General features: G+C 67.4%; 14 protein-coding genes and 1 tRNA gene. 5 read left to right on the top strand and 10 right to left on the bottom strand.

Annotation, left to right across the window (positions count from 1 at the left end):
* Positions 1–388: 388 nt before the first annotated feature.
* Positions 389–1,036, bottom strand: a complete 648-nt coding sequence (locus QN245_RS09465; RefSeq protein ID WP_160947835.1) for a response regulator — start codon at positions 1,034–1,036, stop codon at positions 389–391.
* A gap of 468 nt (positions 1,037–1,504) precedes the next feature.
* On the opposite strand from QN245_RS09465, the gene QN245_RS09460 reads away from it, so the two are divergent.
* The gene (locus QN245_RS09460) at positions 1,505–1,963 is read left to right on the top strand and encodes a GNAT family N-acetyltransferase (RefSeq protein WP_425612929.1); all 459 of its coding nucleotides are present in this window, start codon (positions 1,505–1,507) and stop codon (positions 1,961–1,963) included.
* 48 nt (positions 1,964–2,011) lie between these two features.
* Here QN245_RS09460 and QN245_RS09455 read toward each other — a convergent pair whose 3' ends face one another.
* Positions 2,012–3,199: a DUF2252 family protein gene (locus QN245_RS09455; protein WP_317845148.1), complete on the bottom strand. Its 1,188-nt coding sequence runs from the start codon at positions 3,197–3,199 to the stop codon at positions 2,012–2,014.
* Positions 3,200–3,526: 327 nt separating this feature from the next.
* Between QN245_RS09455 and QN245_RS09450 the strand changes: the two genes are divergently transcribed.
* Entirely contained in the window at positions 3,527–4,105 is a 579-nt protein-coding gene (locus QN245_RS09450; protein ID WP_202394984.1) for a DUF3617 domain-containing protein, read from the top strand.
* A 394-nt stretch (positions 4,106–4,499) separates the two neighbouring features.
* Here QN245_RS09450 and QN245_RS09445 read toward each other — a convergent pair whose 3' ends face one another.
* The 5 genes from QN245_RS09445 to QN245_RS09425 form a co-directional block, all read right to left on the bottom strand.
* Positions 4,500–5,801 (bottom strand): hypothetical protein, encoded by a 1,302-nt coding sequence (locus tag QN245_RS09445; protein WP_317845147.1) that lies wholly within the window; start codon positions 5,799–5,801, stop codon positions 4,500–4,502.
* Positions 5,794–6,387, bottom strand: coding sequence for a hypothetical protein (locus tag QN245_RS09440; RefSeq protein ID WP_317845146.1), 594 nt, complete (start codon positions 6,385–6,387; stop codon positions 5,794–5,796). Before QN245_RS09440 ends, QN245_RS09445 begins: the two co-directional genes overlap by 8 nt.
* Positions 6,374–6,949, bottom strand: a complete 576-nt coding sequence (locus tag QN245_RS09435; RefSeq protein ID WP_317845145.1) for a hypothetical protein — start codon at positions 6,947–6,949, stop codon at positions 6,374–6,376. The genes QN245_RS09440 and QN245_RS09435 overlap by 14 nt, the downstream gene beginning before the upstream one ends.
* Complete coding sequence (locus QN245_RS09430; RefSeq protein WP_317845144.1) at positions 6,946–7,509, bottom strand: hypothetical protein; 564 nt, start codon at positions 7,507–7,509, stop codon at positions 6,946–6,948. The genes QN245_RS09435 and QN245_RS09430 overlap by 4 nt, the downstream gene beginning before the upstream one ends.
* A 391-nt stretch (positions 7,510–7,900) precedes the next feature.
* Positions 7,901–8,614, bottom strand: coding sequence for a DUF2306 domain-containing protein (locus QN245_RS09425; RefSeq protein ID WP_317845143.1), 714 nt, complete (start codon positions 8,612–8,614; stop codon positions 7,901–7,903).
* 114 nt (positions 8,615–8,728) lie between these two features.
* On the opposite strand from QN245_RS09425, the gene QN245_RS09420 reads away from it, so the two are divergent.
* On the top strand, positions 8,729–9,649 hold the full coding sequence (locus tag QN245_RS09420) for an AraC family transcriptional regulator (RefSeq protein WP_184447838.1): 921 nt from the start codon (positions 8,729–8,731) through the stop codon (positions 9,647–9,649).
* Between the two features lie 111 nt (positions 9,650–9,760).
* Here QN245_RS09420 and QN245_RS09415 read toward each other — a convergent pair.
* From QN245_RS09415 to serS, 3 genes are all read right to left on the bottom strand, one after another.
* Positions 9,761–9,850, bottom strand: a tRNA-Ser gene (locus tag QN245_RS09415).
* A 212-nt stretch (positions 9,851–10,062) separates the two neighbouring features.
* Complete coding sequence (locus QN245_RS09410; protein ID WP_184447803.1) at positions 10,063–11,052, bottom strand: LysR family transcriptional regulator; 990 nt, start codon at positions 11,050–11,052, stop codon at positions 10,063–10,065.
* A gap of 384 nt (positions 11,053–11,436) precedes the next feature.
* Positions 11,437–12,717: a serine--tRNA ligase gene (gene serS / locus QN245_RS09405; RefSeq protein WP_317845142.1), complete on the bottom strand. Its 1,281-nt coding sequence runs from the start codon at positions 12,715–12,717 to the stop codon at positions 11,437–11,439.
* 131 nt (positions 12,718–12,848) lie between these two features.
* On the opposite strand from serS, the gene QN245_RS09400 reads away from it, so the two are divergent.
* Both QN245_RS09400 and QN245_RS09395 read left to right on the top strand, forming a co-directional pair.
* Complete coding sequence (locus QN245_RS09400; protein WP_317845141.1) at positions 12,849–13,511, top strand: energy transducer TonB; 663 nt, start codon at positions 12,849–12,851, stop codon at positions 13,509–13,511.
* A 105-nt stretch (positions 13,512–13,616) separates the two neighbouring features.
* A complete protein-coding gene (locus tag QN245_RS09395; RefSeq protein WP_317845140.1) occupies positions 13,617–13,871 on the top strand; it encodes a hypothetical protein in 255 nt (84 codons plus the stop codon).
* Positions 13,872–14,031: the final 160 nt, after the last annotated feature.

The raw sequence follows: 14,031 nt of genomic DNA, 5'->3' as shown, positions 1-14,031 counted from the left end.
GCGGCTGAAGCAACTCCTACAAGAACACGCGGTGCGCGGCGTACATAGCCCGTGGCGAAAGCAGGCGACTGGAGGTGTCCTGCAGACACGACACACATGCGCGCGCGCTTCCTTGGGAGCACGCACGCGCGCTTCGCCAAAGATTGCCGTGATGGGCGCTGCGCCCGCACAGAGTGCCGTGCTGCTTCGCCGCCACACCTGCGTCGAGCGCTGCCACGCGAAGGCACTCAGCCATTGCGACCGCTACTGTCGCGAGGCTGTGTGCGGCGTGCGCGAGGCCGACGGCGATTGCAGTCGATCGACACCGCGAACGGATCTTCCTTCGCGCCCGCACAACGCAAGAGCGGCCCGAAGGCCGCTCTCGTGTCACTTCGACAGGCGCCGCCGATTACAGCGGATGCGTCGGATCCAGCAAGCCGTATTGCGTGGCCAGGCGCGCCAGGGCGATGTTGTCCTGGATGCCGACCTTCTCGAACAACCGCGCCTTGTGCGTGTTGACGGTCTTGGCGCTGAGGCTCAGGCGCTTGGCGATGTCTTCCTGGCGCAGGCCGCGGGTCAGCAGCAAGGCCACTTCCAGTTCGCGCGGCGACAGCGCATCGAACGGCGAACCGCCGCCTTCCAGATTGGCCAGCGCCAGGTTCTGCGCGATGTTGGCGCCGAGGTAGCGCTTGCCCATCGCCACGTCGCGGACCGCGCGCAGCAATTCCTGCGCGTCGCCGGCCTTGCCGACGTAGCCGGACGCACCGGCTTCCAGCAGGCGCTTGGGCAGCGGGCCGTCTTCCAGCACCGAGACGATGATGACCTTGGTGCCGTGGTCGCCCTTGACGATGCGCTCGGTGACTTCCAGCCCGCTGACGCCGGGCATGTGCAGATCGCACAGGACGATGTCCGGCTTCAACTGCCGGATCTGCGGGAGCGCGGTTTCGCCGCTGTCGGCTTCGCCGACGATTTCGATATCCGTTTGATTCGACAGGATCAGCTTCATGCCCGTGCGGACAAGAGCGTGATCATCGACCAGAAAAACCCTGATGGCCATCTCGTATAACCCCAACGCAGCGGATACCGCACCATCCAGACTATCTGCGTGAATTATTCAGGGCAATACGAATTTGTAGACAAACGAAGACGCTTCACGGTGTGCTCATCTGCACCTCGCGAAACGTCATGTTGTCGTCATCAAAACCCTGCCGAGCTTACTCAAGGCTCGGCACGCAGGGTCGAGTGACCTGCCAGCGCTTTCCTCGTAAGGCGCGCGACGGTCCCTGCGTCAGGCCGAGGCCAGTATGCTGCCGCGGCGGGGAAAGCGTTATCAGGACAATCCTGATCTCACGTCAGAATTATCTGACCCTCACCCTTTCCGCTTCCGGACACCACCGCGCTGCGGATCCCGGACAGGCCCGGCGAAATTTTCCGACATGCACTTCGGGAATGGCCGATGCAGGGCGCGCGCACTCGACACAACCACGACTTGACCGACCGCCTGCGGCACACTGACCGGGTGAACATGATCCGTCCGTATGCCGCGCAGGACCAAGCCGCCTGCATGGCGCTGTTCGACAGCAACGTCCCGCAGTTCTTCGATCGCAGCGAACGCGCCGCCTTCGAGCACTTCCTGCAGCACGACACCGGTGCCTGGCATTATCTGGTCATCGTCCGCGCGGGCACGATCGTGGCCTGCGGCGGCCACGCGCTGAGTGCAGATGGCCGTGTCGCCAGCTTCGGCTGGGGGATGGTCGAGCGCCGCCTGCACCGCCAGGGCCTGGGCCGCGCGCTGACCGAGGCCCGGCTCGACGCCTGCCGGCGCAGCACCGGCGTGGCGCGGATCGAACTGGACACCAGCCAGCACACCCAGGCGTTCTACGCGCGCTTCGGCTTCAGCGTCGACCGCGTGGTCGCGAACGGCTACGGCCCGGGCCTGGATCGTTGGGACATGGCGTTGAACCTGGACAACGCGCGCGACTGAAGCGGATCGCGACGCGACGCCAGTCGGCCGCACCTCACGAAACTGCCGTCATGCGGCCAGTGCGTAGCGGCGGCAATGTTCGAGATAGCCGGCCTCGTGAAGCCCGGCGAGCGCGACCACGCTCTCCCACAGCCACGACGGCGTGTCGATCGCCTTGCGCCGGTCGGCGTCCAGCAGGTGCAGCCACGCGGCGCGCATTTTGGGCTTCATCTGCCGCGCATGCGCCTTGCCGACGACGAAGGCGAGATAGCGCGCCGAGCGCATCGCCTCGACGTGATTGAACTGGTCAACCTCCAGCTTCAGGTCGCGCGGCGAGAGTTCGCGAATGAACAGCGAGCGGCCCAGCAGATGCACCGGCAACATCCTGCTGCCCAGGTACGGCGACAGCGCGCGCGCCGCGGCGGTCACGCGCTCGGCGTTATCCGCCGGCATCCGTGCATCGGGCGCTGCCGGCGCGATCGGTGCGATCGCCTCCTTCAGATCGACCAACGCGTAGGACCAGTGGCCCTTGCCGGTCTTCAAGGCGACGATCGCCGCATAGCGCAACAGGCCCAGCGAACTGCAGCCCTTCATCCAGTACGCCGCATCGACCAGACGCACCTCGCGGTCCTTGGGCTTTCCCTTCAGCGACAGCACCATCCGCGCCACCGCCGGATCGGCGAACAGCCGCTCCAGTGCCTCGCGTTCTTCCGGTGCCAACGCCCAGAACTTCTCGCCCAGCGGAATGTGCGGCTCCACCGCCTGCAGACGCTCCTTGGCCAGGTGGCGCCAGCGCCGGCCGAAGGCCTCGCGCCGGATGCTGCGCACGGTCTCAGGTTCGGCACCGGGGTGATCGCGCGTCGGATCCTCGATGGCCGCGCAATAACCGTCGATCATCGCCTCCATCATCCGCGCGGTGGTGACGCCGGGCAGGTCCGAACCGCGTGCCGCGGTGGCCAGCGACAGGCCCAGGCGGATGAGGTCGTGCGCGGGATTGCCGATCACGCCCTGGTCGAGATCGCGGATCTGGATCTCGACGCGCCCCTCGCCATCGGCGACCGGCCCCAGGTTGCCGAGGTGGCAGTCGCCGCAGATCCAGATCGCCGGCCCCATCGGCACACGCCGCGCCGCCGGCGACGCTGCCAGCCATTCGTAGAATCGGGCGGTATTGCCGCGCACGTAGGCGTGTGCGGAGCGCGCCATCTTCAAGGTGCGCTTGCGTTCGAGGATGACAGGGCGTTCGGCGAGACTGGGCATCGAAGGTGGGACCTGAAGCGGATGGCGTGGGGACACGTGCGGCGGCGCAGACGCTAGCAGAGCCGCATGGAATGGGCCGTGCACGTCGGACACATCGGCATGCGCTCGGCGGTGGCCGGGATCGTACGGCCTGAACCCGGATGCGGGCGGCTTGAACGACTGCGCGATATGTCCGGCTGTCTTCCAGGCCACTGAGCGCGCCCTCAGCGATAGCCCCTCACCCTCGCGACGCCTGCTGCATGGTCAGGGCGGTCTCCGACGTCGACGTGATCTTAATCACGCCCCCGGCTATGCTCCGCGCACCTCACATAACTTAGGGAGAAGTTCATGCGTCTGACCATGCCGGCAACGGTTGCTGTGTGTGTGCTGCTCGCCGCCTGTAGCAAGGGCGGCGACAAGAACGGCGACAACGTCGCCATGTCCAACGCCTCGGTCGCCGACGTGGCCAAGGTGCAGGCGGCCAAGCTGCAGCCCGGCCAGTGGGAGATGCGGATCGAGCAGGTGAGCAGCGAGACCAGCGGCGGCTCCGGCAACATGCCGCAGATGCCGAAGGTGCCGCCGAGCACCGCCAAGGTGTGCCTCACCGCCGAGCAGATCAACGATCCCGCCAGCCTCTTCGGCAGCGCCTCGCCGATGCAGAAGAACTGCGTGTACGACAGCTTCAGCATGAAGGACGGCAAGATCGACGCGAAGATGCACTGCACGATGGGCGACATCAAGGTCGCGGGCACCAGCACCGGGACCTTCAGTGCCACCGAGATGGCCTCCGAATCGCATTCCACGATCACCGGCCTGCCGGGAGGTATGTCGATGAAGACGCACATGAAGCTCGACGGCAAGCGCCTGGGCGAATGCCAGCCGGGCGACATCAAGGCGGGCGATACCAAGGCGCCGGCTGCCGGCTGAGCCAGCCTGTTCCCTCGGGGCGTTCCGAGGCACCCGCTCTGAGTTTCTGCCTTGTGTTGCAGCGCCGCGATGGTTCGCCATCGCGGCGCTTTTTACTGGCTACGGTACAACGCTCGCTCGAGTGCGAGGCCCTGGCCGCCTGAGCGTTCATTGTCCTACGTTGCCGCCGTCCGCTCCGGTCACGGGACACGTGAGCGCAGTAAAGCCTGGTCCCACATGCTGTCTCCCACGCCACACGCGGTGGCGAGTGCCAGCCACGCGCCGCCAGCTTCCGATGCCGACCTGACCGTGCATCGACGCTACTGGGATGAACCGACTAACGCACCGTCATTCGCGCCGAAGCCAGACATGCGCCAGATCCGCGCCGCTGCGCAACGGCGCGCAACACTCCGGGCTACTTCAACGCCCGCCAGCTTCGACCGGCACGGAAGGCACGCTCGAGCGTCGCCGCGAGCAGGCAGATCTTCAGCGTCTGCGGCACGATCCCGTCGCCGGGATCGCTGGGCGTACCCAGCACCACCGACAGCTGATTGGCGATCGCCTGCCACACCACCTGCGGATGCGGGCCGATCAGGCGGGTCAGGCCCATCCAGGCCCAGGCCGAGGCCCAGTCCAGGGCGCGATAGAGCACGATCAAGGTGACAAGCGCGGACAACCCGGTGGCACCGGCCAGTTGCACGCTGTTGGCCGCGGCGCGATAGCGCGAGACGGTGCCCGCCCAGAAATGGCCGATGAAGTCGCGCAACCAGGTCGGCAGTTTCCGCCACAGCCCCAGCGTGCCGTCGACCTTGCTCGACCACTTGGCGGGCGCATTCAATGCGGCGTTGTGCACGTCGTAGCGGTAGATCAGCGCGGCCAGCGCCAGCCAGACCACCGGCAACAAGGCCGAGAAGAAGATCACCACCAGGGTGTCCGCCACGCCCGGCGGCGCCTGCTCCACCGCGCCCGGCAGCGCGGCATGCGCGACGCCGATCGGATGGCTGATGCCTTGCCACAGCTGCTGGCCGAGATCGGCGATGCGCAGATGCGCCAGCCAGCGGAACACCCCGCCCTTCCATTCGGTGAGCACGTACATGCCGACGAAGGTCCAGCCTGCCTCGCACAGCACGATCAGCACATTCCACGCCGGATGCGGGCTGCGCTGCTTCTGTTGTTTCGCGCCGCGCCGGATCAGCCACAGCAGCGCCACCGACGCCACCAGCCACCAGCCGCCCGACACCTCGAACAATGAACCGCGGTAGGTCGGGTCGAACGGGTTGAACTGACCCAACCCTTCGCGCCCGTAGGCACGAATCGTCTCACCGAGGAAACCCCAGGCGGCGTAGTAGGCGAAGAACGGCACCAGCGCCTGCGAAACGATCGCCGACAGGCGACGCCAGCGTGCCCTGCCCTCTTCCTCTGCGGCCGTCGCATCGGCCTGTTCGGCCGCCGCACTTGCGATCCCCGGCAACGCCGGGCGCAGCGTTTCGAACAGCAGCACGAAGATCACCAGCTTGACCAGCACCACCAGCGTCAGCGACAGCAGACCGGCCAGCCGGTTCTGGTAGCCGATCCACACCGCGGCCTGCAGCAGCAGTTCGTTGAGCAACACGCCGGCCAGCGCCACGGCGAGCAATTGCGGCAGGTAGCGGACCCACAGCCGCAGCGTGTCGCCGATCAGCCCCAGCGGCCCACCGCGCAGCGCCAACTCAGTCATGGGCGTGCTCCCGCGCGAAACGCAGATAGTGCGGGCGACCGCCGCGCGTGCTCACGGTGAGTTGCAGTTGCGCGGCCGCCGCACGCGGCACCAAGTAGTAGCCGTCGACCGCCAACGGCACGCCCGGCTTGGCCGTAGACACGGCCAGCCCATCGCAGGCGACGCCGGGCGGTTCGCCCGGCTTGGCCAGGGCACGCTGCAACAGGTCCGGCACGGTGTCGATCGCGGACCAGGAATGGCCGCTGCCGTCGACCAGCTTGAGCGTGCAATCGCTCCACTGCGCACCGGAGGCACCCGGCACCAGCGTCAGCCGCGTGCGCACGAACGTGCGATCGGCGGGCAGGCCCGCCTCGAACGGCAGCACGTCGACCGACGCGAGCCGAACGGCGGCACCGTCGTAGTCCACGGTCTGCGCCATCGCCACATCGACCGGTTGCCATTCGCGCGCATGCAGCAGCTCCCGCACGTCGCGCCAGCCGGTCGCGACCATCGTGCACGGCACCAGCAACACCAGCGCCGCCAGCGCGAGCCAGCGCATGCGGCGTTCGGAAACGGCGGGGGCCACGTCGCGGTCAGAGGCGTGCATGCAGCGCATCCAGATCGAGCACGTCCACCGGAGACCCGGCGGGGATTGGCGGATAGCGCACCTGCGCCTCGGCCGTCAGTTGCGGGTCGCGGTCTTCCGACAGCACCAGCGTGCCGCCTGCCCTGGCAAGCGCAGACGGCAACTCGAAGACCAGCACATCCTTGCGTTCCAGCCCGGGCTGCAGCGCCTTGATCGACGACAGCACAGCATCGCCCATCTCCGCGCGGCCACTGGCGCGGTAACGACGGCCGTCGGGCGTCGCCCAGACCCGGCCGTACACGCGCGCCGTGGCACGCACGACCTTCGACCGCACCGGCACCACCAGCCACACGCCGCCGGTGTCGCGTTGCTGCACCGCGCCCGCCGCCTTGAAACGGATCGCGCGCGCGAGCTGCGGCGTCCCGGCGTTCACGGCCAGATTGTCGGTCTGCACCCAACTGCCAGGCGCTCCGGATACCGGAATCGGGCCGGTGATGCGCTCGTAGCGCGGCATCGTCCAGCGCATGCCTGCAAGCAGCACGAAGCCCAGCAGCAGGATCGCGATAGCGGTCAGCCGCTTCACGGTTCACCCGCCTGTGCGCCGGCACGCGACACACCAACCGGCAACTCCACGACCCCGACCGGATGCGAATCGGTCCACAGCGGCTGCGCATAGAGATTGTCGAAGGCCTTGAAGGTCCTGGCGGTGACGTCGAAGCGCACACGCGCGGCCGAGTGCTCCTTCGCCGGATAGGTCCAGACCAAGGCGACCTGCTCCGGCAGGCCCGGCTGCAATTCGGTGGTCGCCGTGCGATCGCGCAACAGATACGCCGTCGGCCGCGCATCGGCCCCGCGCGGCGGCGTCTTCAACGCCACCGCCTGCACCACCGAGCCGCTGGTCTGCGTGGTGCGATTGGTCGCCTGCAGATACAGCACGATCGCCTTGCGACCGTCGCGCGACACCACCTCGCCATTCGGCAGCCGGTCACTGGTCTCCACGTGGTCGAAGCGCAGCGACCACTCGCCGGCGGCAACATCCTTCCCGGCCTGCAGCGCGGGCGGCACCGGCACCTCCTTGGCCTCGAACAAACCGATGCCCCATCCCACCACGATCGCGGCAATGCCACCGATCCCGGCCAGCATCCGTGTCCGCCACTGTCCTAGAGACGCTTTGCTCGCCAACCCGGGGAGTCCTTTTGGAAGCTCGGCCGGACGGTATCACCGGGTTGCGACGCCATGCAACCTGGAACTGAATGAAGAAAACATGGCATTCCGGCCGAACCGTAGATCCTGCTTGCAGGCCCTACTTGCGAATGACGAGGAGAAGGACGGGGGCGCTTATCGCGCAACAACATACACCTGCAAAAACACGTCAACCTTACGATTAACGCCGAGGCTCTTAACCACGGTATCGGCCGTTTCCGCCGCGCCGCCTTCTGACTACGTCATGACCCGCGCCCGTCAATGCGTCAAGGGGGAAACGTACCATTGGCTTGCGCGACGCCGATTGACCGATCCCTCTCGCATCAGATGCCTATGTTGAGCGCTTGAAATCGGAACTGACGTCGTCTCGCCCGAGGACCGGCCGGGGAGCTTTAATCAGCCACTCGGCCACCAGAAGATTCGGTAGCCAGCATAACCAGGCAATCGCCCGATAGGCCAAGACAAATTCGATGCCCAAGATAAACGTCGAGAAAGGCAGGTAAAGACGCAGCGTCACCGCAGACAGGGTCAAGGCGAAAGAGCGCATCATCCATTGCCGATGCTCAGCCAGACGACCTGTCAGGACCTTGCGTAACGCGATGGCCGTTGTCGCCATCCAAGCGATGCCAAGCGCACCAAACCCCGCGCCAGCGACAGGCCCGGTGGATATCCCGGCGGCGAGAAACAGGGCGGAGATGCCTCCGACCATGCAGCCCGCGACATAAACGCGTCCGGTCGCCCGATGCCACCCTGGGTGACGCAGACGAAGACGGCGAACGAACTGGAAGGGCCCACAGAGCAGCGCCGTCGCGGCGCTGGTCGCGTGCACGATCAACCACGGATGCACGTGCCGGTTGGCTGCGACCCCAGGCGGCACGGGACCTCGGTCGAACAGATAGCGATAAGACACCAGGGCTACCGCGCCGCTCAACACAGCGAGCACTCCCCATGCGTAGCTCGACCGCCTGGATTTCGCTGTCGCGCCTGCCTGCGACCGATACGTCGAATTCATCATGCTGCTTCCCGGGGAGACAAATGCGGCCATCGGCCGGACTTCAAGCCGCGGCGTGTCTGCCACGTCCTTCAGGTGCAACACTACCGTTGCCGCGCAGCCGAGCCCATGCTAGATCGTCGAAACATCTGTCGCTATCGTCCAGACATGACCGACCCGCTTTCCGACATCCTCGGCCTCGTGCAGCTCAACTCGTATGGATTTCGCGGATTGGACGCAGGAAGCGATTGGGGACTGCGTTTTCCACCAGCCGAGGGTATCCGCTGTTTTGCCATCGATTCGGGGGAATGCAGGCTCGCGATGCAGGACGCCGGCTCTTCGATTGCCCTGGAACCGGGGGATGTGATTCTTGTGGAAGGAGGAGCCGCCATGCAGCTGTATGCCGGCACCCCCGTGACGTGGCAAGACGCCATCGCATTCCTGACACAGGTGCCGCCGGGCCACGTTGCTGAAATCAACGGCGGTGGGGTGTGTCGAGGCATCGGAGGTTTCTTTTCGTTGCGTGGCCAACATGCTGCGGCCATCCTTTCAGCCGTACCGCCGGTGGTCCACATTCGGTCCCAAGACCACAAGGCGGCGCTTCAAGCCAGCGTACGACGCCTCATCGTCGAACTGCGCGAACCTCGGCCAGGCAGCGATCTGCTTGCTGGACACCTTGCGCAGGCGCTCTTGATCGAGGCCTTGCGCGCACATCTGGAGACAGGCCAGCAGCAGGTGGGGTGGCTGGCCGCGCTCGGCGTGCCCGCGCTCAATCGTGCCCTGACGGCCATGCACGCAAACGTCAGCCATCGGTGGACGGTCGCAGAATTGGCTGCTGCCGCACGCATGTCGCGCTCCAGCTTCGCCGCCCATTTCGAGCGCGTCACCGGCGAGACGCCGATGGATTATCTGACCCGGTGGCGCATGGCCCTGGCGTCTCATCGCCTGCTGACCTCCACGCTGTCCGTCGGCGCGATCGGCATTTCCGTCGGTTATTCGTCTGAAAGCGCGTTCACGGTTGCATTCAAGCGCAGCTTCGATGCGTCGCCCAGCCAGTATCGCGCGCAATCGGTGCCGGCCACGCCGTGACTTTATTGATGCCTCCAGGACGTAAACGCTACAGAGGTCCCGCCCCGCTAGATCAACGCAGGCGGCCCGCCCTCGGGCTCCACATATGCCATCACGCCTTGCCCGCCAGCGTGGCGGAGAGAGTGGGATTCGAACCCACGGAAGGTTTGACCCTTCGCCGGTTTTCAAGACCGGTGCCTTAAACCGCTCGGCCATCTCTCCGTTTGCGAACGCGGCGGTGCTGCGGAAGAACGTCGCAGCCGCTTGAAGCCCAACGCCGCAGCAGCGCGACGTTGTAGTGCCTGCCCCGCCTGAAGCGATCGGTGCCGCTGACGACACCCGATGCACCCGAACCCAGAACCACCGGCACGGGCGCGCATTTTCGCACGCCCGCGGCGGTTTTGCTCGACCGACGTACTCGGCCGGCGTCTTGATCAACCCGCCTCGACCGCCATGGCGCCCAGGGTCGAGTGCCGGGCCTTGGTGCGTTCGGGGCAGTCGCCGCCGCAGTCCAGGCGCGAGGCCTCGATCTGGCGCGGCAGGTGTTCGGCGAGGAAGTCGATGAACACGCGCACCGCCGGCAGCAGGCCGCGGCGCGAGGCGAACACGGCGTGGCAGATGCCCTGCGGCAGCGACCATTCCGGCAGCACCACTTCCAGTTCGCCGTTGCGCACAGCTTCGGCGCAGACGGTCTCAGGCAACAGGGTGATGCCGAAGCCATCCTTGACCATGGACTGCAGCAGCGGGAAGTCGAAGCCGGCCACGCGCGGCTGCAGGTCGACGCGGCGCACTTCGCCGGCCGGGCCATGCAGTTCCCAGCGCTGCCGGGCTTCGTCCTCGCTGATGCTGAGGGTGACGTGCGAGGCCAGTTCCTCGGGGTCCTTGGGGCGGCCGGCGCGGTCAAGGTACTTGGGGCTGGCGACCAGCAGTTCCTGCACCTGGCCGAAGCTGCGCATCACCAGGCTGCCGTCGTCGTCCAGGCGCGAGCGCACGCGCAGGGCGACGTCGTAGCCTTCGTTGATGATGTCGACGCGGCGGTTGCTGATGTTCAACTGCAGCCGCACCTTGGGGTACTGGTCCAGGAACATCGGCAGCAACTTGGGCAGCTGCATCTGCGCCAGCGACACCGGCACGCTGACCCGCACCAGTCCGCGCGGCTCGGCGCTGAGCCGGTCGACCACTTCGCGCGCGGCCTGCGCCTCGGCCAGCATGGTCTGGGCGTGGCGGTGCACGCTCATGCCCAGGTCGGTGACGGCGAAGCGGCGCGTGGAGCGTTGCAGCAGGCGCACGCCCAGGTCGCTCTCCAACTGGCTGATGCGGCGGCTCAGGCGCGACTTGGGGATGCCCAGGGCGCGCTCGGCGGCGGCGAAGCCGCCGTGGTCGACCACCATGGCGAAGTAGTACAGATCGTTGAGGTCGTGCATGTTCTTTCGATATTTAGAACGATGGGGACAATCGGATCCGGTTCATTCTACTCCTACAACGATTCGCGCTGCAGGGACGCCGGTCGCGCTCGCGCGGTGGCTCAGGCACGGATGTGAACGCACGCAGGGTAACCCCGGCCGGGCTAGCGCGAAGTGACGGGGACGGGAGTTCGGCGCACGCGGAACGCCGTTTGCGGCGGGTGCGGCAGTGGGCAATGCATGCAAACGCCCTGCCCCGTCCGGGTCGAAGACCCACTTGTGGCGCAAGGCGGGGCATTGCCCGCATCAGGACAATTTGCGTGAGCACAGTGACGGACAGGAGGGCGTCGCCGCAGCAACGGCGACGCGAGGCGCGCCCGAGGTGGATGCCCCGGGCCCGGTCGATCAACCGATCCGCTCGGCCCCACCCATGTACGGGCGCAGCGCGTCGGGCACGGTGATCGAGCCGTCGGCGTTCTGATAGTTCTCCATCACCGCGATCATGGCGCGGCCGACCGCGGTGCCCGAGCCGTTGAGCGTGTGCAGCAGTTCGGGCTTGCCGGTCGCCGGGTTGCGCCAGCGCGCCTGCATGCGACGCGCCTGGAAGTCGCCGCAGTTGGAGCAGGAAGAAATCTCGCGATAGGTCTGCTGCGACGGCAGCCAGACTTCCAGGTCGTAGGTCTTGCTGGCGGAGAAGCCCATGTCGCCGGTGCACAGCAGCATCTTGCGGTACGGCAGGCCGAGCGTCTCCAGCACCACTTCGGCGCAGCGGGTCATGCGCTCGTGTTCGGCGGCGCTGTCCTCCGGGCGGCACACGCTGACCAGTTCCACCTTCTCGAACTGGTGCTGGCGGATCATGCCGCGGGTGTCGCGGCCGCCGCTGCCGGCCTCGGAGCGGAAGCACAGCGAGTGCGCGGTCATGCGCAGCGGCAGGCGCTCGGCCTCGACGATCTCGTCGCGCACCAGGTTGGTCAGCGAGATCTCCGAGGTGGAGATCAGGTAGCGCTTCTGTTCGCCCAGCGCGGTGGCGAACATGTCTTCCTCGAACTTCGGCAACTGGCCGGTACCGTACAGGCTGTCGGCGTTGACGATCACCGGCACGTTGGTTTCCTGATAGGCGTGCGGGCCGGTGTGCAGGTCCAGCATGAACTGCGCCAGGGCGCGGTGCAGGCGCGCGATCGGCCCACGCAGCACGGTGAAGCGCGCGCCCGACAGCTTGGCCGCCGACTCGCCGTCCAGCCAGCCATGGCGCGCGCCGAGTTCGACATGGTCCTTGACCTCGAAATCGAAGCTGCGCGGCGTGCCCCAGCGCTGCAGTTCGACGTTGTCGGCCTCGTCCTTGCCGGCGGGTACGTCGGCCTGCGGCAGGTTGGGAATCTCCAGCGCCAGCGTCTCCAGTTGCGCACGGATCTCGTCCAGGCGCTGCTCGGAGGCCTTCAGCTCGTCGCCGAAACCGGCCACTTCGGCCATCAGCGCGCTCACGTCCTCGCCCTTGGCCTTGGCCTGTCCGATCGCCTTGGAACGGCTGTTGCGCAGGCTCTGCAGCTCCTGGGTCCGCACCTGGATGCGCTTGCGGTCGGCCTCCAGGGCCTCCAGGACGGCCACGTCCAGCGCATAGCCGCGGCTGGTGCGCAGGCGCTCGGCGAGGTCGGCGGGCTGTTGGCGAAGCAGAGCGGGATCGAGCATGGGCGCGGGGTGCCAGGGGAACGAACCCGGGATTATCGCCTGTCCGTCGCGGTTTTGCCGACTTGCTCCCGCGGCGGCGCGCGATTCACCGCGGCTATGCCAGAATCGAGCGGTTCCCTACGGTGAGTCCCATGTCCACGTCGCCCTCGTCTTCCAAGTCCGGCATCGTGCTGCATCTGCCGCGGCGCCTGCTCGCGATCGTCGGCATCGCCTTCGCCGTCGGCCTGTTGCTGTTCCTGGTGGTATGGCTGGTCGGACGCAAGGACAACGATTTCTACAAGCCGCAGCCGGCGCAGGTGCAGCAGGAGACCGAGCAGGTGAAGCCGCTGCCCGAGCCGCTGCCGGCCGGCAGCGCCGCCAGCAGCATGCCGCAGGCCAAGCCGGTGCCGGCCGATGAGACGCCCAAGCTGGTGGAGACCGCCCCGACCCCGCCGCCGACCACCGCCGCGCCGGTTCCGGCCGCGGGCGCCGACGCGGCTGCCGGCAGCAACGGAGCCGCGGTCGCGCTGGCGCCAGGCGACCGCCCGGTGCCATTGGAGGGACAGACCCCGCCACCGCGCTACCCCCCAGCCGCGCTGCGCCGTGGCGATGCCGGCACCGTGGTGGTGCGGGTCGATGTGGATGCCAGCGGCGCGCCCGCCGGCGTGGCCCTGCTCCGCCGCAGCGGCTCGCGCGACCTGGACCGCGCGGCGATGGAAACCGTGCGCCGCTGGAAGTTCCGCCCGGCGCAGCAGAACGGCCGTGCGGTACCCGCCAGCATCGAGATCCCGTTCGACTTCAAGCCGGGGCCGTAACTGAATCGCCGCCCGGACGCGCGGGCGGCGTTCACATGGGGGTGACACCCCTGAGGCGGGTCCTGGGCGACACTGGACCCGACCTACGGCACCGGAGTTGCCGCCATGCCCACCCCGTACAAGCCGACACAGCCGCTGGACGCCTGGAAGCGCCCCGCCCGCCCGTCGTCTGCACGCCGGGAACCGCATGCGCGGGCCGATCATGGGTCGCCCTGGGCCTGGATGATCGTGATCGCACTGGCCCTGGCGGTGGCCGGTTGGTGGCTGGCGGTGGATCGCGACGACGATGGCAGAAGCCCCCGCGCCACGCCCATGACGCCGGCCAACGATCCGCCGCGGTCGCAGCCGCCGGTGCACTGAAGTCTTCCGACACCGGATTCAAAATCCGGTCTCAAGCATCCAAGTGGAAAACACTCGCCAAGCCTGCACGCGGCCGCTGTAACACAGCCGCTTGCGCGCGCACCCCCGAGTCCAGCGCCGCGCCCCAGTGCGTCAAAGCCCGGAAACGACGTCGCCACGC

This window comes from Xanthomonas rydalmerensis, assembly GCF_033170385.1.
GTDB classification, from domain to species: Bacteria; Pseudomonadota; Gammaproteobacteria; order Xanthomonadales; family Xanthomonadaceae; genus Xanthomonas_A; species Xanthomonas_A rydalmerensis.
The sequence above is the reverse complement of the archived record's forward strand: the minus strand, read 5'-3'. Positions and strand labels throughout refer to the sequence as shown.

What these genes read in the sequence shown, in the direction of transcription:
- QN245_RS09450 (WP_202394984.1), top strand. Translation starts at nt 3,527, where the DNA reads ATGCGTCTGACCATGCCGGCAACGGTTGCTGTGTGTGTGCTGCTCGCC.
- QN245_RS09465 (WP_160947835.1), bottom strand. Translation starts at nt 1,036, where the DNA reads ATGGCCATCAGGGTTTTTCTGGTCGATGATCACGCTCTTGTCCGCACG.
- QN245_RS09440 (WP_317845146.1), bottom strand. Translation starts at nt 6,387, where the DNA reads ATGCACGCCTCTGACCGCGACGTGGCCCCCGCCGTTTCCGAACGCCGC.
- QN245_RS09425 (WP_317845143.1), bottom strand. Translation starts at nt 8,614, where the DNA reads ATGGCCGCATTTGTCTCCCCGGGAAGCAGCATGATGAATTCGACGTAT.
- QN245_RS09410 (WP_184447803.1), bottom strand. Translation starts at nt 11,052, where the DNA reads ATGCACGACCTCAACGATCTGTACTACTTCGCCATGGTGGTCGACCAC.
- QN245_RS09460 (WP_425612929.1), top strand. Translation starts at nt 1,505, where the DNA reads ATGATCCGTCCGTATGCCGCGCAGGACCAAGCCGCCTGCATGGCGCTG.
- QN245_RS09430 (WP_317845144.1), bottom strand. Translation starts at nt 7,509, where the DNA reads ATGCTGGCCGGGATCGGTGGCATTGCCGCGATCGTGGTGGGATGGGGC.
- QN245_RS09455 (WP_317845148.1), bottom strand. Translation starts at nt 3,199, where the DNA reads ATGCCCAGTCTCGCCGAACGCCCTGTCATCCTCGAACGCAAGCGCACC.
- serS (WP_317845142.1), bottom strand. Translation starts at nt 12,717, where the DNA reads ATGCTCGATCCCGCTCTGCTTCGCCAACAGCCCGCCGACCTCGCCGAG.
- QN245_RS09395 (WP_317845140.1), top strand. Translation starts at nt 13,617, where the DNA reads ATGCCCACCCCGTACAAGCCGACACAGCCGCTGGACGCCTGGAAGCGC.
- QN245_RS09400 (WP_317845141.1), top strand. Translation starts at nt 12,849, where the DNA reads ATGTCCACGTCGCCCTCGTCTTCCAAGTCCGGCATCGTGCTGCATCTG.
- QN245_RS09445 (WP_317845147.1), bottom strand. Translation starts at nt 5,801, where the DNA reads ATGACTGAGTTGGCGCTGCGCGGTGGGCCGCTGGGGCTGATCGGCGAC.
- QN245_RS09420 (WP_184447838.1), top strand. Translation starts at nt 8,729, where the DNA reads ATGACCGACCCGCTTTCCGACATCCTCGGCCTCGTGCAGCTCAACTCG.